The organism is Streptomyces alkaliterrae, assembly GCF_007097205.2.
Lineage (GTDB): Bacteria > Actinomycetota > Actinomycetes > Streptomycetales > Streptomycetaceae > Streptomyces > Streptomyces alkaliterrae.
Map to the genome: position 1 here is coordinate 15,941 of NZ_VJYK02000004.1, position 22,964 is coordinate 38,904.

Sequence of the window (22,964 nt, forward strand, 5' to 3'; positions counted from 1 at the left end):
ACCACCCCCGACACCGTGCTAGTCTTCTGCATGTCGGCAGGCGCCGAGACGACCGGGAGGCGAACTCCCGGAAGCCGAGGAGTCGATCGACGGCACCCATGCGCGGGTGGCGGAATAGGCAGACGCGCTGGATTCAGGTTCCAGTGCCCGAAAGGGCGTGGGGGTTCAACTCCCCCCTCGCGCACAGGCGAAGGACCCCTGCTGAGGCGGGGGTCCTTCTGCGTTTCCCGGCGCGGCTGCGGCGAATCACCACGTGATCCCCGCAGCCGGCCACATGATCACCGGCCGGGGTGACCGGCCGCCTCGGAACCGACGCCGCCGGTCGCCGCGGGACGCCTCCACGACCGGGACACTGCCGGTCTCGAGACGTCTCTCACGCTCGGCGCGACGAGGTTGTGGCGAAGTTCATGCGGCCGGGGCCGTCACTCCGGTCCTCGCTCCGGCGGCCACGGGACGCGCTCGGCTACGAGCCCGGGGTGATCCATCCCTTTCCGTCCCCGTGGATGTCGAGCTGAAGGACAGGGCGGTTGGCAGGGCACTCGTCGCCCCAATAGGCCGACTGGATCACCGGGTTCAGCGTGTACCCGCTCAGGTCGGCGAAGGTTCCCTTGTCCATGGCGGTGTTCGCGGACTCGTGGAAGTGCAGGCAGCCTCGGAACTCTCCCCAGCCGGCCTTCCCGTGGTAGTAGATGTGGTCAGCTCCGGGGTGCTTCTTCCCGTTGTTGAAGATCCGCTTGACCGGGATCGACCTGTGGCTGAATCCGCCCTCGGTGGAGAACACGGGCTTGGCGTAGGTCGGGCCTGAGGGGTTGGCGTCGTAGACGCACACGTGGCCTGGCGGACACCCGTTCACGGTCTTCGTGCCGGCCTGGGCGCTGGAGGGAACGGCAACGGCAACGACGCAGGCGGCGGCGCTCACGGCGAGCAACTGACGCATCCGCATGATCAATCTCCTGAAGTTCGGTCACGTCGGGGGCAGGCGAGGTCCGTTTTGCGCTTCGCACCGACCCGAAGGCGACGATCCGACCCGGCAGGACCTTGTCGAGTGTCGCAACGGCTTACGAGGACCGGCCTCGGCGAGACGGACACGTGACGACCGGAACCTAGTCGTGGAGCGAGGTTCCGTGGGACTGGGACAACTGAGGTTGAAGTGGCCGACACCGTGGGATAGGCGGGAGAGGGGGCCGACGCGGGAAACGAAGTCGGCGGTCGGACCTCCTGTGCTGCCGGCGGTTGCGGTGGCCGACTACCGTAGGGGTGATCGCCTACGAACGCTGCGGAGGACCGGGTGAGCAACGGTAACGGCGGTGGGGCGTCCGAGCACCTGCCGCGACTACAGCTGGACCAGCTGCTGGAGGAGTTGCAGGCCCGCATCGACGCCGTGCGCGGGGCGCGCGACCGGGTGCACAGCCTGCTGGAGGCCGTCCTCGCCATCGGCAGCGAACTGGACCTGCCGCACGTGCTCCGCCGCATCGTGGAGGCCGCGACCGTGCTCGTCGACGCCGAGTACGGCGCGCTGGGCGTGATCGGCGAGGACGGCAAGCTGTCGCAGTTCATTCCCGTCGGCCTGACCGAGGAGCAGATCAAGGCCATCGGGCCGCTGCCCGCGGGGCACGGGCTGCTCGGCGAGTTGATCAAGCACCCGGAGCCGCTGCGGCTGCCGTCGCTGGCCGACCACCCCGCCTCCAGCGGCTTCCCGCCGCACCACCCGCCGATGCGGACGTTCCTCGGGGCGCCGATCCGCATCCGCGGTGAGGTCTTCGGCAACCTGTACCTGACCGAGAAGCGGCACGGGCAGGAGTTCGACAGCGAGGACGAGACCGTCCTGGAGACGCTCGCGGTCGCGGCGGGCGTCGCGGTGGAGAACGCCCGGCTCTACCAGCAGGCCCGGGCGCGCGAGCAGTGGCTGGAGGCGAACGCGGAGATCACCGCCAGCCTGCTGTCCGGTACGGCCGAATCGGACGTGTTGCGACTGATCGTCGACCACGCGCGGCGCATCCTCGGCGCCGACCTCGGCCTGCTGGCCGTGCCGGTGCCCGACGGGTCCGGTGCGCTGCGGACCTCGCTCGCGGTCGGCAGCGGCGCCGAGCGCCACCACGGGCTGTTGGTGCCGCGTGAGGGTTCCTTCGTCGGCGCGGCGGTGGCCGCCGGGGAGCCGCTGACCAGCCCGGACATCTCCAACGATCCGCGCATCACGGCGGGGCCGCCGCGCTGGGCGGGCATGGGCCCGGCGGTGGCGGTGCCGATGCGCACCCGGGAGGGCGTGCGCGGCGTGCTGGTGCTGGCCCGCGCGGACAAGCTCTCGCCGTTCACCGATGCCGAGACCGCGCCGCTGCTCTCCTACGCCGGGCAGGCGGCCCTTGCCATGGAGCTGGCCGACCGGCGGCGCGACGCCGAGCAGATCACCCTGCTCGAGGACCGCGACCGCATCGCCCGGGACCTGCACGACCTGGCCATCCAGCGACTGTTCGCGACCGGGATCTCGTTGCAGAGCGCCGTGCGCTTCGTGGAGCACCCGCAGGCCCAGGAACGGCTGCTGCGGGCCGTGGACGACCTGGACGAGACGACGCGGATCATCCGGACGACGATCTTCGGCCTGCGCAGCCGGGACAGTTCCGCGATCGGAAACGGGTTGCGGGTGCGTATCGCGAAGGAGGTGGAGAAGTCCGTGCAGGCGCTCGGCTTCACCCCGTCGCTGCGCACCGAGGGGCTGATCGACACGGACGTGCCGCCGGCGATCGGCGACGACGTGGTCGCGGTGCTCGCCGAGGCGCTGACCAACGTGGCACGGCACGCCCGCGCCGGGCGGGCGGAGGTGGCGCTGGAGGTCGGCGGCGGCCGGGTGGTGCTGACCGTGCGGGACGACGGTGTGGGGCTGCCGGAGGGGGAAGGCCGCCGGAGCGGACTGCGGAACCTGGCGGAGCGCGCCCGTCGGCGGGGCGGCGAGTTCACCGCCGAGAGGTTGACGGACGGCGGTACGCGGCTGGTGTGGTCGGCGCCGCTCAGCCCGCCGGCGCCGAACGGGGAGTGACGGGCGCGGGGGTGGTGTCGCGCGCGTGGGTGGTGTCGCGCGGGGTGGCAGGGTCGTGCGGGGTCGAGGGGTGACGGGTCGGCCGGTGGCCGACCCGGGTGTGTGGTTTCCGGTTCCCGGTGGGTGGTGTGGTGTCCGGGACCGGCGTGTGGTGTGCGGTGATTTCGGCCTGTTGAACAGGCCCTGACAGTTGAGCGGTTGACCGCTGGCATCTTCCTGCATCGCGCCTTGCCCCGCACAGGAGCGGCGCACTTTCATGAATACGGAAGATTTGATCACGCCACGCGAATCCGCGCGTCTCCACCCGAATCCCTCGGTCGCCTCCCGGTTCGCCCTGGGCGTGTGACGTCCGGTCGAAGCCGAGAGGTCATGAGCGCTGACCACGCTGCTGCCCGACCAACCAGTCGAGAGTAGAGAGCACATGTCTGTCCACGGGGACCAACTCCTGCCACTGACCGCCGCGCAGTCGGGTATCTACTACGCCCAGCAACTCGACCCGACCAACACGATCTACAACGCCGGCGAGTACCTGGAGATACACGGGGCGGTGGACGCCGGGCTGTTCGAGGCCGCGCTGCGCCGGGTGGTCGCCGAGGCGGACACGCTGCGCACCCGGGTGCTCGACGTCGAGGGCGAGGGGCCGCGCCAGGCGGTGGAGCCGGACCGGCAGTGGGCGTTCGAGCAGGTGGACGTCAGCGCCGAGGAGGATCCGCGGGCCGCCGCCGAGGCATGGATGCGGGCAGACCTGGCGCGGCCGTTCGACCTGGCCGTCGACCCGCTGTTCCGCTTCACGCTGTTCACCGTGGGCCCCGAGCGCGCGTTCTGGTTCCACCGGTACCACCACGTCGCGGTGGACGGCTACACGGTGGCGCTGATCGCCCGGCGGGTGGCCGAGGTGTACTCGGCGCTCGTCGCGGGCGGGGCGGTGCCGGCCACGCCGTTCGGGCCGCTGGCCGACCTGGTGGCCGCCGACGGCGAGTACCGGCGGTCGGAGCGGTTCGCCGCCGACCGGGACCACTGGGTCGAGGAGCTGGCCGATCGCGCCGAGCCGGTGAGCATGTCGGGAGCGGCGCCGAGCCTCGCCCGCCGGCTCGCCCGGCGTACGGCGCACCTCGATCCGCGAAGCGCTCGCGCGCTGCGGGAGTTGGCGCGCGAGGCGGGGGTGCCCTGGCCGGCGCTGGTGCTCGGCGCGACGGCGGCCTACCTCCAGCGGATGACGGGCCAGTCGGAGGTGGTGCTGGGGCTGCCGGTCACCACCCGGCTGGGCCGGATGGCCCGTTCGGTGCCCGGCATGGTGTCGAACGTGCTGCCGCTGCGGCTGTCCGCCCGCCCGGCGATGACGGTCGCCGAGCTGCTGACGCACGCGCACGGGCGGACGCGCGCCGCGATGCGCCACCAGCGGTACCGCTACGAGGATCTCCGCCGCGACCTGCGGCTGTTGGAGAGCGACCAGCCGCTGCTCGGTCCGCAGGTCAACATCATGATGTTCGACTACGACCTGTCGTTCGGGCCGCACGGCAGCACCGTCCACAACCTGTGCATCGGCCCGGCAGACGACCTGTCGGTGATCGTCTACGACCGGGGCGCCGACGGCGGCCTCCAGATCGACTTCGACGCCAACCCCGACCTGTACCCCGAGGAGCGCATCGCCGACCACCAGCGGCGCTTCCTCGCCTTCCTGGACCGGCTCGCCGCCGCCGAACCGACGGCGCCGATCGGTGCCGTCGACCTGGTCGACGCGCACGAGCTGCCGTCGCCGGACGCCGTCACGAGGCCCGAAGTGGACGCGGATCTCGCGGAGTTGTTCGCGCGGCAGGCCGCGCGGACACCCGACCGCGTCGCCGTCGTCCACGAGGACGTCCGGCTGACCTACGCGGAGCTGGAGTCGAGGGCGAATCGGCTGGCGCGGCTGCTGGTCTCCCGGGGCGCCGGCCCGGAGGGCTTCGTGGCCCTCGCGGTACCGCGCTCGGCCGAGATGATCGTCGCGCTGCTCGCGGTGATCAAGTCGGGCGCCGGCTACGTACCGCTCGATCCGGACTACCCTGCGGACCGGATCGCGTTCATGCTGGCCGACGCCGCGCCCGCGCTGGTCGTCACGGTGGACGGCAGCCGGCCGGAGGCGCCCACCGTCGACCTGCGCGACCCGCTGGTCGTCGCCGAGCTCGCCGAGCTGCCCGACACGGCGCTCACCGACGCCGACCGGCGGGCGCCGCTGACCCCGGCCGGCCCGGCGTACGTCATCTACACCTCCGGCTCCACGGGTCGGCCCAAGGGCGTGGTCATCCCGCACGCCAACGTGGTGCGGCTCTTCGACAGCACCCGGCACTGGTTCGGCTTCGACGCCGACGACGTGTGGACGATGTTCCACTCGTATGCGTTCGACTTCTCCGTCTGGGAGATCTGGGGCCCGCTGCTGCACGGCGGCAGGCTTGTCGTGGTGCCCTACGAGGTCAGCCGCTCTCCCGAGCGGTTCCTGCGACTGCTGGCGGAGCAGCAGGTCACCGTGCTCAACCAGACGCCGTCCGCGTTCTACCAGTTGATGCGCGCCGACGCGGAGAACCCGGAGCTGTCCGCCCGCCTGGCGCTGCGGACGGTCGTCTTCGGCGGCGAGGCGCTGGACCTGTGGCGGCTGGGCGACTGGTACTCCCGGCATGCGGCGGACGCGCCCGTCCTGGTCAACATGTACGGCATCACGGAGACGACGGTGCACGTCTCCTACGTGGCGCTGGACGAGCGGCTGGCCGCCGCCGGGCAGGGCAGTCTGATCGGCGGCGCGATCCCCGACCTCGGGGTGCACGTGCTGGACGCCGGTCTGCGGCCCGTGCCGCCGGGCGTCGCGGGTGAGATGTACGTGTCCGGTGCCGGCCTGGCCCGCGGCTACCTCGGCCGCCGCGGCACGACCGCCGAGCGGTTCGTCGCCGACCCGTTCGGCCCGCCCGGCACCCGCATGTACCGCACGGGGGACGTCGCCCGGTGGACGCTCGACGGCGAGCTGGAGTTCGTCGGCCGCGCCGACGCCCAGGTCAAGATCCGCGGCTTCCGCATCGAGCTGGGTGAGATCGAGGCGGCCCTGTCCGAGCACGAGACGGTCGCCCAGGCGGCGGTGGTGGCCCGGGAGGACCGGCACGGCGACCGGCGGCTGGTCGCGTACGTGGTGCCGGCCCCGGGACGGCGCCCCGGGGGGCTGCGGGAGTTCGTCGGCCGCACGCTGCCCGACCACATGGTGCCCTCCGCGGTGGTGGAACTCGCCGCGATGCCGCTGACGGCCAACGGCAAGCTGGACGCCCGCGCCCTGCCGGAGCCGGAGTTCGGCTCCACCGGCGGCCGCGGCCCGAGGAACCCGCGCGAGGAGACGCTGTGCCGTCTCTTCGCCGAGGTGCTGGACGTGCCCGGCGTCGGCATCGACGACAACTTCTTCGACCTCGGCGGCCACTCGCTCCTCGCGACCCGGCTGGCCGGCCGGATTCGCGCCGCGTTCGGCGTCGACGTCGGCATCAGCACGCTGTTCACCTCGCCGACGGTCGCCGCGCTCGCCGAGCAGCTCGGGCAGGGCGAGGAGCGGGACGCCTCGTTGGACGTCCTGCTGCCGCTGCGGCCGCACGGCACGCTGCCCGCGCTGTTCTGCGTGCACCCGGCGGCCGGGCTGAGCTGGATCTACTCCGGCTTCCTGCGCCATCTGGAGCCCGAGCGCCCGGTGTTCGGCCTCCAGGCGCACGGCCTGCGGGACGCCTCCCAGGCGCCGGCGTCGATCGAGGAGATGGCCGCCGCCTACGTCGCCGAGATGCGCAAGGCGCAGCCGAGCGGGCCTTACCACCTGCTGGGCTGGTCCTCCGGCGGTGTCGTCGCGCACGCGATCGCCGTGCTGCTCCAGGAGGAGGGCGAGCAGGTCGGCCTGCTGGCCGTGCTCGACGCCTACCCCGGGCTGGAGCTGCCGCCGTTGGACGAGCAGGAGATCATGGCGACCCTGCTCGACTTCGCCGGCTACGACCGGCGCCGTCTGGGGCCCGAGCCGCTGGAGTTCGAGCGGGTCGTGGGGCTGCTGCGGCAGCTCGACAGCGCGCTGGCCGGTCTGGGCAGGCAGGACGTCGCCGCGATGGCCCGGGTGTACGGCGAGGCGAGCGAGCTGATGCGCCGGCACACCCCGCGCCGCTACACCGGTGACGTGCTGTTCTTCGTGGCCACGCTGGACAAGGTCGAGTTCTCGCCCACTCCGCAAACGTGGCTGCCGTACGTGGACGGCGAGATCGACGTGCGCTTCGTCGAGCGTGCCCACACGGATCTGCTCAAGCCCGCGCCGCTGGCGGAGATCGCCCGGGTCGTCGCCGACCGGCTCGCCGCGCTCGGCGGGCCCGCCGAGCCGGTGTCGCCGCCGCCCCGCCCGGAGCGGGTGCCGCTGTCCGCCGGCCAGCGGCGGCTGTGGTTCCTCAACCGGCTCGAGTCGGCGACGCCGTCGAGCGGCGCCTACAACGTGCCGTTGGCGCTGCGGCTGTCGGGCCCGCTGGACCGCGACGCGCTGCGGCTGGCCCTCGGCGACGTCGTCGCGCGGCACGAGAGCCTGCGGACGGCCTTCCCCGACGAGGACGGCGTGCCCTGGCAGCGGGTGCTGGAGCCGGCCCCGCCGCGCGCGTTGCCGGTGCGGCGGGTCGGCGCCGACGAGTTGGACGCCGTGCTCGCCCGTGCGGCGGCCACCCGCTTCGACCTGGCGGCCGAGCCGCCGTGGCGGGCCGAACTGCTGGCCCTGCCCGCCGAGTCCGCGGACGCGGAGGGCGACGACGTGGCGGCGGAGCAGGTCCACGTGCTCTCCCTCGTGGTGCACCACATCGCCTGCGACGGGGCCTCGCTGCGGCCGCTGGTCGACGATCTCGCCGTGGCGTACGCGGCGCGCCGGGCCGGCTCCGCGCCGCGCTTCGAGCCGCTGCCGGTCCGCTACGTCGACCACCTCCTCGCCCAGCGCTCCGCGCTCGGGGAGGAGGACAACCCCGACAGCCGCGTCTCGCGGCAGCTCAACGCCTGGGCGGAGGCGTTGCACGGCCTGCCGGACGAGTTGGAGCTGCCGACCGACCGCCCCCGCCCGTCGGTCGCCTCTCATCGGGGCGACACGGTCCCGGTGCGCATAGCCGCCGAACTGCACGCGCGCATCGCCGAGTTGGCCCGCTCGCGGCAGGCGAGCACGTTCATGGCGGTACAGGCCGGTCTCGCCGCGCTGCTGACCAGACTCGGCGCGGGTACGGACATCCCCCTCGGCAGCCCGGTCGCCGGCCGGGACAGCGAGGAGCTGGAGGGCCTGGTCGGCTTCTTCGCCAACACGCTCGTCCTGCGTACGGACACTTCGGGCGACCCGGGATTCGCCGAGCTCGTCGACCGGGTGCGGCGTACCGACCTTGCGGCGTTCGGCCGGCAGGACGTGCCCTTCGACCGGCTGGTCGAGGCGCTGCGCACACCGCGCTCGCTGGCGCGGCACCCGCTGTTCCAGGTCATGCTGGCCTTCCAGGAGGACGCCGACGACGCCCTGCGGATGCCCGGGCTGACGGCGGAGCGCTACGAGGTACCGCGCCGCAGCGCCAAGTTCGACCTCACGCTCGACCTGACCGAGCGCCGGGGCGTCGACGGCGAGCTGAGCGGGCTGGACGGCGTACTGGAGTACGCGACGGACCTCTTCGACCGGGGCACGGCCGAGCTGCTGGTCACTCGGCTGGTGCGGCTGCTCGACGCCGCCACGCGGGAGCCCGGGCTGCCGCTGAGCAGGCTGGTCGTCGACCACCCCGGCGACCGGCACCGGGTGCTCGTCGAGTGGAACCGCACGGCCAGGCCGGTCCCCGAGACCACCGTGCCCGCCCTGTTCGAGCTCCAGGCCTACCGCACCCCGCACGCGCCGGCGGTGGCGGCCCCGGGCGGGGAGCGGCTGGACTATGCGGAGCTGAACCTCCGCGCCAACCGGGTGGCCCACCATCTGATCAACCGGGGTGTCGGCCCGGAGGACTTCGTCGCCGTCTCCATGCCGCGCGCGGCGGACCTGGTGGTGGCGCTGCTCGGAGTGCTCAAGGCGGGCGCCGCGTATCTGCCCGTCTCCCCCGACTACCCGGCGGACCGGGTGGAGTTCATGCTGGCCGACGCCGCACCGGCCGTGCTGCTGCGCGACCTGAGCGAGCTGCCGAGCGGCCTGCCGGACCACAACCCGACCGATTCGGAGCGTGCGCGGCCGCTGCTGTCGGGGCACGCCGTGTACGCGATCTACACCTCCGGTTCCACCGGCCGACCCAAGGGCGTGGTGGTCGACCACGGCGCCGTGGTGGATCTCGCGCTGTGGGCGGGCGACGCGCTCGGCTCCGCCGCGCTGGCCAGGACGCTGTTCTCCACCTCGCTCAACTTCGACGTCTCGGTGTTCGAGCTGTTCGGCACGCTGCTGAACGGTGGCTGCGTGGAGATCGTCCGCGATCTGACGGCCCTGCTGGAGCGGGCGGACGACCCGTGGCGCGGCACGCTGGTCAGCGGTGTGCCCTCGGCGGTCGCGCCGATCCTCGCGCAGTCGCCGGCGCCGATCGCCGCCGACACGGTGGTGCTGGCCGGCGAGGCGCTGCCGGCGCGGCTGGTGGCGGACGTCCGCGCCGCCCTGCCGGACGCCCGGGTGGTCAACGCCTACGGCCCGACGGAGGCGACCGTCTACGCCACCGCTTGGTTCCACGAGGTGGACGACCCGGCCGAGGAGGCACCGCCGATCGGCCGCCCGATCACCAACGTCCGCACCTACGTGCTGGACGCCTCCCTGCAACCGGTGATGGTCGGCGGCACGGGCGAGCTCTACCTGGCCGGGCGCGGCGTCGCACGCGGCTACCTCGGCCGGCCCGGGCTGACGGCCGACCGGTTCGTGGCCGACCCCTTCGGCGCGCCGGGCGCCCGAATGTACCGCACCGGGGACCTGGTGCGGTGGCGGCCGGACGGCGAGCTGGAGTACCTGGGCCGGGCCGACAGCCAGGTCAAGGTGCGCGGCTTCCGCATCGAACTCGGGGAGATCGACGCCGTGTTGGCGGCGCACCCGGCGGTCCGCGAGGTCGTCACGCTGGCCCGGGAGGACACCGTCGGCGTACGTCGGATCGTCTCGTACGCGGTGCCGGTGCCGGGCGCGGCGGCCGAGCCGGAGGAGTTGCGCGCCCACGCGGCGCGGGCGTTGCCTGAGTACATGGTGCCGGTCGCGGTCGTGCCGCTGGAGCGGTTGCCGCTCAACCCGAACGGCAAGCTGGACCGCGCCGCCCTGCCCGCGCCGCGGGCGGCTTCCGTCGCCGAGCGTTCCGCCGGTACGGACGTCGAGCGGCTGCTGTGCGAGCTGGCCGCCGAGCTGCTGGGCCTGGAGCGGGTCAGTCCGGACGACCGGTTCTTCGAGATCGGCGGCGACAGCATCATCTCCATCCAGCTGATCAGCCGGGCCCGCAAGGCGGGGCTGTCGATCACGCCGCGGGACATGTTCGAGCAGGGCACGATGGGCGGGTTGGCCGCCGTCGCGAAGCCGCTCACGACGGCCGACGAGCTGGCCGCCGAGCCCGACGTCGGCACGGGCGAGGTGCCGGTGCCGCCGATCGCGCACTGGATGCGGGAGCGCGGCGGGCCGCTGGCCGGTTTCACCCAGTCGGCGCTGCTGCGGGTTCCGGCGGGGCTGGGCGGCGAGCGGCTGGAAGCGGCCGTCCAGGCGGTGCTCGACCACCACGACGCCCTGCGCATGCGCCAGTCGTACGCGCCGAACGGCAGCGGCTGGCTGCTTACCGTGCCCGAGCCCGGCGCGCTGTCCGCGGCCGACGTCGTGCGCCGGGTGGACGTCTCCGGCACGCCGGACGACCAGCTGGAGCAGGTGATCGACGCGCACGCCGCCGAGGTCCGCCTGGCGCCGGGCGAGGGGCGGATGGTGGCGGTCCTGTGGTTCGACGCGGGCCCGGGCCGGTCCGGGCGGCTGCTGGTCGTCGCCCATCACCTGGTGGTCGACGGCGTGTCCTGGCGCATCCTGGTGGGCGATCTCGCGACGGCCTGGGCCGGCGGCGGCCGCTCCGCCCTGGCGCCGGTCCGCACCTCGTACCGGCGCTGGGCGCGGCACGTCACCGCCCTGGTCGACGATCCCGGTATCCAGGCCGAACTTCCGCTGTGGCGCGGGACGCTGTCCGGCCCCGACCCGCTGCTGGGCGCTCGACCGCTGGACCCGACGAGGGACGTCCTGCGCACCTCGCGGCATCTGGTGGCCACCCTGCCGGCCGAGCACACGGCCCGGCTGCTCACCACCCTGCCGACGGCCTTCTCCTGCGGCGTGGAGGACGTCCTCCTCACCGCGTTCACCGCCGCGCTGGCCGACTGGCGCCGCCGCCTCGGCCGCGGTACCGACGGCCGGACGGGCGGCTCCACCGAGGGCGGCTCCACGGGCGGCTTTGCCGAGGGCGGCCCGGCGACCGACGAGGTGCTGCTGGATCTGGAGGGCCACGGCCGGGACACGGCCGAGTCCCTGGATCTCTCCGGCACGGTCGGCTGGTTCACCACCCTCCACCCGGTGCGGCTCGACCCCGGCGCGGCGGCCCCCGGCGACGGCGTCGCCCTGGGCGGCGCGCTCAAGCGGGTCAAGGAGCGGCTGCGCGCGCTGCCCGGCAAGGGGCTGGGCTACGGCCTGCTGCGCTACCTCGACCCGGTGGCCCGCGGCGAGCTGTCCGCGCTGCCCGCCCCGCAGATCGGCTTCAACTACCTTGGCCGCTTCCCGGCCGGGCAGGACGCCGACTGGTCGATGGTCACCGGGGGCGACGCGCTGTCCGGTGCCGCCCGCGGCGTCGACCCGGAGACCCCGCTCTCCCATGTGCTGGAGGTCAGCGCGCTGGTGGAGGACGCGGCGGACGGCGGTGCCGGGCCCCGGCTGTCGGCGGTGGTCGGCTGGCCCGACGCGCTGCTGGCCGAGTGCGAGGTGCGCGATCTGGTGGACACCTGGTTCCGGGCGCTGACGGCCCTGTCCGAGCACGCCGAGCGGCCCGAGGCCGGCGGTGTGACCCCTTCCGATCTGTCCGTGGCGATGAGCCAGGAGGAGATCGACGAGTTCGAGAACGACCTGCTCAGCGATTGGGAGTCCTGATGAAGCCCCGCCTGTTGGACGTACTGCCCCTGTCTCCGGTGCAGGAGGGGCTGCTGTTCCACTCGATGTACGACCAGGACGGCACGGACGTCTACACCGTCCAGCTCGCCTTCGACCTCGCCGGACGGCTCGACGCGGACCGGCTGACGGCCGCCGCCCGCCGCGTGGTGAACCGGCACGACAGCCTGCGCACGGCGTTCCGGCAGCGGCGCAGCGGTGAGTCCGTGCAGGCCGTGCTGAGCGAGGTGGCCGTGACGGTCGCCGAGGTCGACCTGTCGGAGCTGCCGGAGGCGGAGCGGGATGCCGAGCTGCGGCGGCTGGCCGAGCAGGACCGTACGCGCCGCTTCGACCTGAACCGCCCGCCGCTGCTGCGGCTGACGGTGGCCAGGACGGCTGCCGAGCGTTGCCGACTGCTGTTCACCAACCACCACATCGTGCTGGACGGCTGGTCGACGGCGATCCTGGTCGGCGAACTGTTCTCCTGCTACGCCGACCCGTCGGCCGAGCTGCCCCGACCCACCCCCTACCGCGACTATCTGAACTGGCTCGCCCGGCAGGACGAGCAGGCCGCCGTCGCCGCGTGGCGGGAGGCGCTGGCGGGGGTGGGCGAGCCGACGCTGGTGGTGCCCGCCGACCCGGAGCGGGTCGCCGTGCCGCCGACGAAGCTGGTCGTCTCGATGTCCGAGGAGGAGACGTCGGCCCTGGTGGCGTCGGCCCGCCGGCTCGGGCTGACGCTGAACACCGTCGTGCAGGGTGTCTGGGGCGCGCTGGTCGCCGAGCTGACGGGCCGGCAGGACGTCGTCTTCGGTACGACGGTCTCCGGTCGGCCGCCCGAGCTGCCGGGCATGGAGTCCATGGTCGGGCTCTTCGTGAACACCGTCCCGGTGCGGGTGCGGACCCGCCCGGACGAGCCGCTGTCGGAGCTGCTGCGGCGGATGCAGGAGGAGCAGGTCAGGCTGCTGCCCCACCAGCATCTGGGCCTGCGCAGCATCCAGAACCTCCTCGGCGGCGGCGAGCTCTTCGACACCAACATGGTGCTGGAGAACTACCCGGTGGACCCGGACGCCCTCCAGGGCACGGTCGGCGACGACCTGCGGGTGCTCGGCCTCGAGGGCCGGGACGCCGCGCACTACGTGCTGACGTTCTTCGCGGCCGTCGTCGAGGGCCGGATGCATCTGCGGCTGGACTACCGCCACGACCTGGTGGACGCCGAGACGGCGGCGGGCGTGGCGGCCCGCGCCCGCCGGCTGCTGGAAGCGTTCGCCACCGAGCCGGACCAGCCGCTGGGCGCCGTCGAGATGCTGGGCGCGGCGGAGCGCCGCCGCGTCCTGCACGAGTGGAACGACACGGCCAACGCGCTGCCGGACCGCTCGCTGCCCGAGCTCTTCGAGGAGCAGGCCGCCCGCACTCCGGACGCCGTCGCGGTCGGCTTCGGGGACCGTTCGGTGAGCTATGCCGAACTGGACGCGCTGGCCGACGTGTTGGCGGCCCGGCTGGTCGCGGCGGGCGTCGGTCCGGAGGAGCCGGTGGCGCTGCTCCAGGACCGCTCGGTGGAGCTGGTCGTGTCGATCCTCGCGGTGCTGAAGGCGGGCGGCGCCTACGTCCCGCTCGACGACCGCTACCCGGCCGAACGGCTCGCGCACATCCTGGACGAGACGGGCGCGAAGCTGGTCCTGGTCGACGCGGCCCACCGCGAGACGACGCCGCCCGGCGTCCGCGCGCTGGCCGTGGACGAACCCGGTGAAGCGGCCGCGGCCGTCGGCGTCGGCGACCGCCCGGCGCCCACGCCGGACCGGCTCGCCTACGTGATGTACACCTCCGGCTCCACCGGCGTCCCCAAGGGCGTCGGCGTGACCCACCGCGACGTGGCCGCGCTCGCCCGGGACCGCTCGTTCGGCCCGGGTGCGCACCGTCGCGTGCTGCTGCACTCCCCGCAGGCGTTCGACGCCTCGACGTACGAGCTGTGGGTGCCGCTGCTGTCCGGCGGCGAAGTGGTCGTCGCCCCGCCGACGGAGATCGACCTCCCCACGCTCGAGCGGCTGGTGGCCGAGCGGCGGGTCACCGCGCTGTGGCTGACCGCCGGCCTCTTCCGGCTGCTCGCGGACGAGAGCCCGGGCGCGCTCGCCGGAGTCGCCGAGGTGTGGACCGGCGGCGACGTCGTACCGGCCGACTCCGTGCGCCGGGTCATGGCGCACTGCCCGGGCACGACGGTCGTGGACGGCTACGGCCCCACCGAGACGACCACGTTCGCCACCCGCCACCGGGTCCGGCCGGGCGCCGAGGTGCCCGCCTCGATGCCGATCGGCGCGCCGCTGGACAACATGCGCGTCTACGTCCTGGACCCGGAGCTGCGGCCGGTGCCGGTGGGCGTGGCCGGCGAGCTGTACGTCGCCGGGGCCGGTGTCGCCCGCGGCTATCTGGGGCGGCCCGAGGCCACCTCGGAGCGCTTTGTGGCCTGCCCGTTCGGCCCGCCCGGCGCCCGGATGTACCGCACCGGCGACCAGGTCCGCTGGAACGCCTCCGGTGAGCTGGAGTACCTCGGCCGGGTCGACGACCAGGTCAAGATCCGCGGCTTCCGCATCGAGCCGGGCGAGATCGAATCGGCTCTCACCGACTCTCCGCTGGTGTCCCAGGCGGCCGTGGTCGTCCGCGAGGACCGACCGGGCGACAAGCGGCTGGTGGCGTACCTGGTCCCGGCGGCCGAGCGCGACGAGAGCACGGAGCTGGAAGCCGTCGCCGAGTGGTCCGACCTCTACGACAAGATGTACACCGAGCACGCTGAGAGCGGCGCTTTCGGCGAGAACTTCGGCGGCTGGAACAGCAGTTACACCGAGCGGCCGATCCCGCTGGCGGACATGCGGGAGTGGCGCGACGACACGGTCGCGCAGATCCGCGAGCTGCGCCCGCGCCGGGTGCTGGAGTTGGGCGTCGGAAGCGGTCTGCTGCTGGCGCCGCTGCTGCCGCACGTCGAGGAGTACTGGGGCACGGACCTCTCCCCGGTGGCGATCGACAACCTGCGCGAAGCCTTGGAGCGGCACGGTGAGCACTCCGACCGGGTCACCCTGCGCGCCCAGCCGGCGCACGACTTCTCCGGGCTGCCGCGCGGCCACTTCGACACCATCGTGATCAACTCTGTGGTGCAGTACTTCCCGCACGCCGACTACCTGACCGACGTACTGCGTCAGGCGGTGGACGTGCTCGCCCCGGGCGGCGCGGTCTACGCGGGCGACATTCGCGACCTGCGGCTGCTGCGCGCCTTCCAGACGGGCGTGCGGCTGGCCAGGGCCGAGCAGGACGTGGCCACGGCCGCGCTGCGGGCGGCGGTCGACCAGGGCGTGCGCGCGGAGAACGAACTGCTGCTCGCCCCCGAGTACTTCGCGAGCCTGCCGGGCGTGATCGACGGCGTCGGCGCGGTTGACATCCGGCTCAAGCGCGCCTCCTACCACAACGAACTGAGCCGCTACCGGTACGCGGCCGTGCTGCGCCGGGAGCCGCTGGGCGCGGAGGCCCTGCGGGCCGACGAGGCGCCGAACGTGGTCTGGGGCCGGGACGTCGCCGAGCCGGCCGAGGTCGCCGCGCGGCTGGCCGAGCGGCCCCCGCTGCTGCGGGTGACGGGCGTGCCGAACGCGCGCCTGGTGGGGGAGGTCGCGGCGGCCCGCGCCCTGGCGGAAGGCGCGGAGGCCGATGCCGTGCGCCGGGCGCTGGAGGAGGCCGGGAGAGGCGTCGAGCCGGACGCTCTCGCCGCGTTGGCGGAGGAGCACGGCTACCGCGCGCACCTCGCCTGCTCGTCCCCGGACGCGCTGGAGACCTTCGACGTGCTGCTGGTCGACGCCGCGCTGGCGGACCGCCCCGTCACGGGCACCTGCCCGGCGCCGCCCGGGCGCCCCGAGCCGGCCCGGTTCGCCAACGTGCCGGTGACCGCCCGGGACCTGGTCGGCGGGGCGCGTGCCCTGCTGCGCGACCGGCTGCCGGAGTACATGGTGCCGAGCGCCTTTGTCACCCTGGACGCCCTGCCGCTCACCCGCAACGGCAAGGTGGACCGCCGCGCGCTGCCCGCACCGGCCGCGGCGACCACCACCGCCGGCGCCGGCCGCGCCCCGGCCTCGTCCGCAGAGGAGGCGCTGTGCCGGCTCTTCGCCGAGGTGCTGCGGCTGCCCTCCGTCGGGGTGGACGACAGCTTCTTCGACGTCGGCGGCGACAGCATCGCCTCCATCCAGTTGGTCAGCCGGGCCCGCAAGGAGGGCCTGGTCTTCACCCCGCGCGACGTGTTCACCCGCAAGACGGTCGCGGAGCTGGCCAAGCTGGCGGAGGCCGCCGAGCGCGGCGACGGCGAGCGGACGGTGGCCGAGGCGCCGGACGCCGGTGTCGGCGAGGTGCCGCTCACCCCGATCGTGCACTGGCTGCGCGAACTGTCCGGGCCCGTCGACGGGTTCAGCCAGTCGGTGCTGCTCACCACGCCGCCCGGCGCGGACGCCGAGCGGGTCGCGGCGGCCCTTCAGACGCTGCTCGACCACCATGACGCGCTGCGGATGCGGCTGACGCGCGCCGAGGGCCGCTGGTCGCTGGCCGTCGCGCCGCGCGGCGCGGTCGCGGCGGCGCCCCTGCTGCGGCGCGCCCCGCTGGACCGGCTCGACGAGGAGGCGGAGGCGGCCCGCGGCCGGCTCGACCCGGACGCGGGCGTGATGCTCCAGGCCGTCCTGTTCGACGCAGGTCCCGGCCCCGACTCCGGCCCCGACTCCGGCCCCGACTTCGGGCGGCCGGGTCGACTGCTGCTTGTGTTGCACCACCTCGTGGTCGACGGGGTCTCGTGGCGGATCCTGGTGCCGGATCTCGTCGAGGCGTGGCGGGCGGTGTCCGCCGGTCGTGAGCCCGCGCTGGAACCGGTGCCGACGTCGCTGCGTCGCTGGGCCCAGCGCCTCACCGAGCACGCCACCGAACGCGAGACCGAACTCCCCTTCTGGGAAGAGATATTGGCCGCGCCGGACGCGCCGCTCACCGATGTGCCGCTCGACCCCTCGCGGGACGTCGCGGCCACCGCCCGGTCCCTCTCGCTGACCCTGCCGACCCGGACCACCGGCGCTCTGCTGACCAGCGTGCCCGCCGCGTACCACGCCGGTGTCAACGACGTGCTGCTGACGGCGCTGGCACTGGCGGTCGCCGACTGGCGGCGGCGGTCCGGCCGCGGTGACGGCCCGCTCCTGGTGGATCTCGAGGGCCACGGCCGGGAGGCCGTGCCGGCCGGCACGGATCTGTCCCGCACGGTCGGCTGGTTCACCAGCATGTGGCCGGTGCGGCTGGACCCGGGCGACGGCGACTTGTCGGCGGCGCTCGACGGCGGCCCCGAGGCCGGCCGGGCGCTGAAGCGGATCAAGGAGCAGTTGCGCGCGGTCCCGGACAACGGCATCGGCTACGGCCTGCTGCGCCACCTGAACCCGGCCACGGCCGACCGCCTCGCCACCCTGGCGGCGGCCGCCCACCCGCAGATCGCGTTCAACTACCTGGGCCGACTGCCCTCCGCGCCCGCGAGCCCCGCTGACGAGGGAGCCCTGGCCGAATGGAGCCCGGCGCCGGAGTCCGGCGCGCTCGGCGGCGGCGGCGACGCCGACCTCCCACTCGGGCACGCGCTCCAGATCAACGCGCTCACCGAGGACCGGCCCGACGGCCCCCGGCTGACGGCGACCATGTCCTGGCCGTCGGCACTGCTCCCGGAGGCCGACGCCCGGGACCTGCTCGACACCTGGGAGCGGGCGCTGGACGCCCTCGTGCGGCACGGCGAGCGGCCGGGCGCGGGCGGTCTCACGCCGAGCGACCTCCCGCTCGTGTCGCTGGAGCAGCCGGAGATCGAGCGCTACGAGGCCCGCTACCCGGGCCTGGTGGACGTACTGCCGCTGGCGCCGCTCCAGGAAGGTCTCTTCTTCCACGCCGAGTGGGACGGCGGCGGCCGGGACGACTACGTCGTCCAGACGTTCTTCGACCTCGAAGGACCGCTCGACACCACCGCGCTGCGGTCGGCCGGCCAGGCACTGCTGGAGCGGCACGCCAACCTGCGGACGGCCTTCCACCGGCGTCTCGGCGGTGCGGTCCAGCTGGTGTTGCCGACGGTCGAGCTGCCCTGGCGGGAGGTCGACCTGCGCGGCCCGGACGTCGAGACGCGCGAGGCCGATTTCCGCCGCGCGGCGGACGTCGAGCGCGAGACCCCCTTCGACCTGGGCAGGCCACCGCTGCTGCGGCTGCTCGTGGCCAGGCTGGGAGAGCACCGACACCGCGTCGCGCTCACCAACCACCACATCCTGCTGGACGGTTGGTCGATGCCGCTGCTGGTGTCCGAGCTGTTCCAGCTCTACGCCGAGCGGACGTCGGGTGCAGCGGCGCCGCCCAGGCCGACGCCCTACCGCGAGTTCCTGAGCCGGGTCGCCGAGCGCGACGAGGACGCGGCCCGCCGGGCCTGGACGGAGGCGCTGCGCGGTCTGGAGGGGCCGACGATCCTGGCGCCCGCCGAGGCCGCGGGGCGCGCCTCCGTCCCCGAGCAGGTCATCGTCGGCATCTCACCCGAGCTGACCGCCGCGCTGACCGAGCGCTCCCGCCGACTCGGCCTGACGCTCAGCACGTTCCTCCAGGGCGCCTGGGCGCTGCTGCTGGCCGGGCTGACCGGCCGCAGGGACGTCGTCTTCGGCGGCACGGTCTCCGGCCGCCCGGCCGAGGTGCCCGGCATCGAGTCGATGATCGGCCTGTTCATCAACACCCTGCCGGTGCGGGTCTCGCTCGACCCGTCCGAGACGCTGGGAGAACTGTTGGCGCGGGTGCAGCGCCGGCAGACCGAGCTGTTGGACCACCAGCACACGGGCCTCACCGAACTCCAGCACCTCACCGGCTACGCCCCGCTGTTCGACACCATCACGGTGTTCGAGAACTATCCGCTGGACGCCGAGGGCATGCGGGAGCCGGTGCCAGGGCTGACGCTCGGCGGCGTGGACGGCCGGGACGCCACGCACTACCCGCTGACCCTGGCGGGCCTGCCCGGCGAGGAGATACACCTGAGGCTGGGCTACCGTCCGGACGTCTTCACCGAGGCGGAGGTAAGGGAGTACGCGGACCGGCTGACGCGGGTGCTGCGGGCCGTCGCCGAGCACCCCGAGACGCCGCTGGCAGACCTCGACCTGCTCGCCCACGGCGAGCGCGAGCTGCTGCTGCGCGGCTTCAACAACACGGCGTACCCGCTGCCCACGGCCGGCACCACCGTGCACCAGGCCTTCGCGCAGCAGGTGTTGCGCACACCCGGGGCGGTCGCGGTGCGCTGCGGCGGCCGGGACACCGACTACCGCGAGCTGAACGCCCGGGCGGACGCGCTGGCACACCGGCTGCTGAGCGCCGGGGTCCGCCCCGGCGACCGGGTCGCCGTCCTCCAGGACCGCTCGGCGGAGCTGGTGGTGTCGCTTCTGGCGGTGCTGAAGGCGGGCGCGGCCTACGTCCCGCTCGACGACCGTTATCCGGCCGAGCGCTCCCAGCGGGTGGTGACGCAGACCGAGTCGGTGGTGCTGCTGGTGGACGCCGCGCACGCCGAGGTCGGCTTCCCCCACGCCGCCCGGCTCCTGTTCGTCGACGAGCCCGCCCCGGAGTCCGACGGGGCCCCCGTTCCGGTGCTGCCCGAGGTGCGCGCCGACCAGCCGGCGTACGTCATGTACACCTCGGGCTCCACGGGCGAACCCAAGGGTGTGGCGGTGACCCACGCCGACATCGTCGCCCTCGCGTACGACCGGGCCATCGCGCCGATCTCCCGGGGCCGGGTGCTGGTGCACTCTCCGCAGGCCTTCGACGCGGCCACGTTCGAGACGTGGGCGCCGCTGCTGTCCGGCGGTACGGCCGTGGTGGCGCCGGCCGGCGAGCCGGACCTGGCCGCGCTGCGGGACGTCCTGACCGAGGAGCGTGTCGACACGGCGTTCCTCACCTCGGGCCTGTTCCGCCTGCTGGTGCAGGAGTACCCGACGGCCCTGGCGGGCGTGCGCGAGGTGCTGTCCGGCGGTGACTCCGTGCCGGCGGAGAGCGTGCGCCGACTGCTGGAGCACTGCCCGGACACCGCGTTCAGCCACATGTACGGGCCGACTGAGACAACGGTCTTCGCCACCCTGCACCGGGTCACCTCGGCCGGGGAGATCGGTCGCACGCTGCCCATCGGGCGGCCGCTGGACAACATGCGCGCCTACGTGCTCGGCGCGGACCTCACACCCGCGCCGGTGGGCGCGCCCGGTGAGCTGTACCTGGCCGGCGCCGGGGTCTCCGCCGGCTATGTGCGCCGCCCCGGGCTGACCGCCGAGCGCTTCGTGGCCGACCCGTACGGCGAGGCGGGGGGCCGGCTCTACCGCACGGGCGACCTCGTGCGTTGGACAACCGACGGCGAACTGGTCTTCGTCGGCCGCGCCGACGACCAGGTGAAGGTGCGGGGCTTCCGGATCGAGCTGGGCGAGATCGAGGCGGTGCTGGCCGCGCATCCGGCGGTCCGGCAGGTGACCGTCGTCGTGCGGGAGGACCGTCCCGGCGACAAGCGCATCGTCGCCTACCCGGTCCTCGACCCGGGTGCGGCGGAGGAACTGCCGGATCTGCGGGCGGCGGCGGCGAAGGTGCTGCCCTCGTACATGGTGCCGTCGGCGGTCGTGCCCCTGCCGGAGCTGCCGGTCACCGCGATCGGCAAGGTCGACCTGCGGGCGCTGCCCGCGCCGGAGACCGGCGGCGGCCGAGCGCCGGCGGGCGCGGTGGAGGAGACGCTGTGTGCGCTGTTCGCCGAGGCTGTCGGACTGCCGTCGGTGGGCGCCGACGCCCCATTCTTCGAGATCGGCGGCAACTCCCTGCTGGCTGCCGGGCTGATGGCCCGGGTACGGGAGGCGTTCGACACGGAGCTCTCGGTGCGGGCGCTCTTCGAGGCGCCCACCCCGGCCGCGTTGGCGGCCAGGCTCACCGGTGCCGACGGCGGCGACGCCTCGCTCGCCGTGCTCTTCCCGCTCCGGTCCGGCGGCGAGCAGCCGCCGCTGTTCTGCGTGCACCCGGGCGCCGGGGTCGGCTGGCCGTACGCGGGCCTGCTGCCGGAGCTGCCGGACCGCCCGGTGTACGCGGTGCAGGCGCGCGGCCTCACCGAACCCGACGCGCTGCCCGCCACGATCGGCGAGCTGGCCGCCGACTACGTGGAGCAGATCCGCAAGGTACAACCGGTCGGCCCCTACCACCTGTTGGGATGGTCGTTCGGCGGTGTCGCGGCGCACGAGATCGCAGTGCGACTGCGGGAGGCGGGCGAGCGGGTCGAGCTGCTGGCCGTGATGGACGCCTATCCGCACCCGTACGCGGGCGAGTACGAGCCCGCGGCCGACGAGGAGAGCGTGCTGGAGATGATGCTCGACTTCGTGGGACAGGACCGCTCGGCGGCGGGCGAGGGACCGCTGGACGCCGCCAGGGTGGTCGAGGTACTGCGGCGCGGCCACAGCAGCATGGCGGATCTCGCCGAGCGGCACGTGGCGGCGATGAGCCGGGTGATGGTCAACAACATGCGCCTGGCGGCGGAGGCCCGACCCGCCCGGTGGGAGGGCGACATGCTGTTCTTCGCGGCCACCGTGGAGCGCGGCGGCGACCTCCACGTCGAGGACTGGTTCCCCTATGTGGCGGGTGCGGTGGACGTCCGTCAGGTTGACTGCCGACACAGCGAGATGACCAACCCCGAACCGCTGGCCGCCATCGGCCGGGTGCTCGCCGAGCGGCTGGGCGCGGGGGCGAACGAAGGAGAGCGGGCATGACCGACAAGCGCGCCGGAACACCACACGGCGACGGGCCGCACGGCGAAGGGCCGGGCGCCGACGGGCCGTCCGACGGCGGGCCGGCTACCGGAGGGCCGGCTGGCGGAGGACCGGCTGGCGGCGGGCCGTCCGCACTGGACGGCGTCATCCCCACCTGGGACCGCCGGGAGCGCCATCGACTCCCGGTGTCGGCCGACGCGGGCACGGTGATACGCGCGGCCGAGGAGTTGACCTGGGGCGAGGTGCCGAGCTTCCGCCGCACGATGGCGGCGGCGGGCATGGGGCGGGTCCGGTTCTCCCGGGAGCGCCCGGTGCTGAGCATGTTCCTGGACAACGGGTTCCGGATGCTGCACAGGTCCGAGGACCAGCTGGTGGTCGGCGGCATCGAGCGGATCTCCCGCAAGCAGCCGATCGTGGCCATGGGGGAGGAGCCGGCGGCCGAGTTCCGGGACTTCGAGGCGCCCTCGCACATCCTCATCGCCTTCGACTTCCGCTACGCCGACGGGGTGTTGACGACGGAGACCCGGGTGCGCTGCACCGACGCCAAGGCCCGTCGGCTCTTCGGGGCGTACTGGTTTGTCATCCGGCCGGGCAGCGGCGCGATCCGCCACATCTGGCTGCGCGGCATCCGCCGCCGCGTCCTACGCGGCCAGGACGGCCTGCAGTCCGGCGCACGTTGAGCGGTTGGCAGCTTCAGGACACGGAAGGAGGCGTGAGCGGCCGGGGATTGTGACGGGGTGGGGACCGAAAATGCGAGTTGGTTGCCGGAGGAGACGATTCCGCGACGTTGGGGACAGCTTCCTGACGCTTCCGGGCGGCTAATTGGACAACTTGTCGACTGTCGCGAGGAGTGGGCGGAAGTTATCCACAGGTCCGGAGGTGCCAACGTTGACTGGTTTGCGGCCAGCGAACTAATGTCGGCGTCACCGCCTCGCGACGCAGCGAGTTGCCGTGCGGGGGCATACGTGGCTCCGGTCGTGGTTCACCGCGACACGGCCGGTCTTCCACATCGTTTCCCGGGTGTCACGTCGAAATGTTGATCGCTCAATTATCGGAGAAGGTGGCA

Annotated in this window: 5 protein-coding genes and 1 tRNA gene; 5 read left to right on the plus strand and 1 reads right to left on the minus strand. The window is 73.8% G+C overall.

The window, feature by feature from the left end:
- The first annotated feature begins 100 nt into the window (after positions 1-100).
- Positions 101-184: transfer RNA gene (locus FNX44_RS00950), tRNA-Leu, on the plus strand.
- A gap of 279 nt (positions 185-463) precedes the next feature.
- Here FNX44_RS00950 and FNX44_RS00955 read toward each other — a convergent pair.
- Positions 464-943 carry a hypothetical protein gene (locus FNX44_RS00955; RefSeq protein WP_143645956.1) on the minus strand — a complete coding sequence of 160 codons (480 nt, stop codon included), beginning with the start codon at positions 941-943 and terminating at the stop codon, positions 464-466.
- Positions 944-1,288: 345 nt separating this feature from the next.
- On the opposite strand from FNX44_RS00955, the gene FNX44_RS00960 reads away from it, so the two are divergent.
- From FNX44_RS00960 to FNX44_RS00975, 4 genes are all read left to right on the plus strand, one after another.
- The gene (locus tag FNX44_RS00960; protein WP_143645957.1) at positions 1,289-3,031 is read left to right on the plus strand and encodes a sensor histidine kinase; all 1,743 of its coding nucleotides are present in this window, start codon (positions 1,289-1,291) and stop codon (positions 3,029-3,031) included.
- A 421-nt stretch (positions 3,032-3,452) separates the two neighbouring features.
- Entirely contained in the window at positions 3,453-12,122 is an 8,670-nt protein-coding gene (locus FNX44_RS00965; protein ID WP_143645958.1) for a non-ribosomal peptide synthetase, read from the plus strand.
- Entirely contained in the window at positions 12,122-21,898 is a 9,777-nt protein-coding gene (locus tag FNX44_RS00970; RefSeq protein WP_143645959.1) for a non-ribosomal peptide synthetase, read from the plus strand. The genes FNX44_RS00965 and FNX44_RS00970 overlap by 1 nt, the downstream gene beginning before the upstream one ends.
- Positions 21,895-22,578, plus strand: coding sequence for a hypothetical protein (locus FNX44_RS00975; RefSeq protein ID WP_143645960.1), 684 nt, complete (start codon positions 21,895-21,897; stop codon positions 22,576-22,578). The genes FNX44_RS00970 and FNX44_RS00975 overlap by 4 nt, the downstream gene beginning before the upstream one ends.
- Positions 22,579-22,964 lie beyond the last annotated feature (386 nt).

Bases quoted from the DNA above. Each gene is read 5' to 3' on its own strand.
- FNX44_RS00970 (WP_143645959.1), top strand. From the start codon at position 12,122: ATGAAGCCCCGCCTGTTGGACGTACTGCCCCTGTCTCCGGTGCAGGAG.
- FNX44_RS00955 (WP_143645956.1), bottom strand. From the start codon at position 943: ATGCGGATGCGTCAGTTGCTCGCCGTGAGCGCCGCCGCCTGCGTCGTT.
- FNX44_RS00965 (WP_143645958.1), top strand. From the start codon at position 3,453: ATGTCTGTCCACGGGGACCAACTCCTGCCACTGACCGCCGCGCAGTCG.
- FNX44_RS00975 (WP_143645960.1), top strand. From the start codon at position 21,895: ATGACCGACAAGCGCGCCGGAACACCACACGGCGACGGGCCGCACGGC.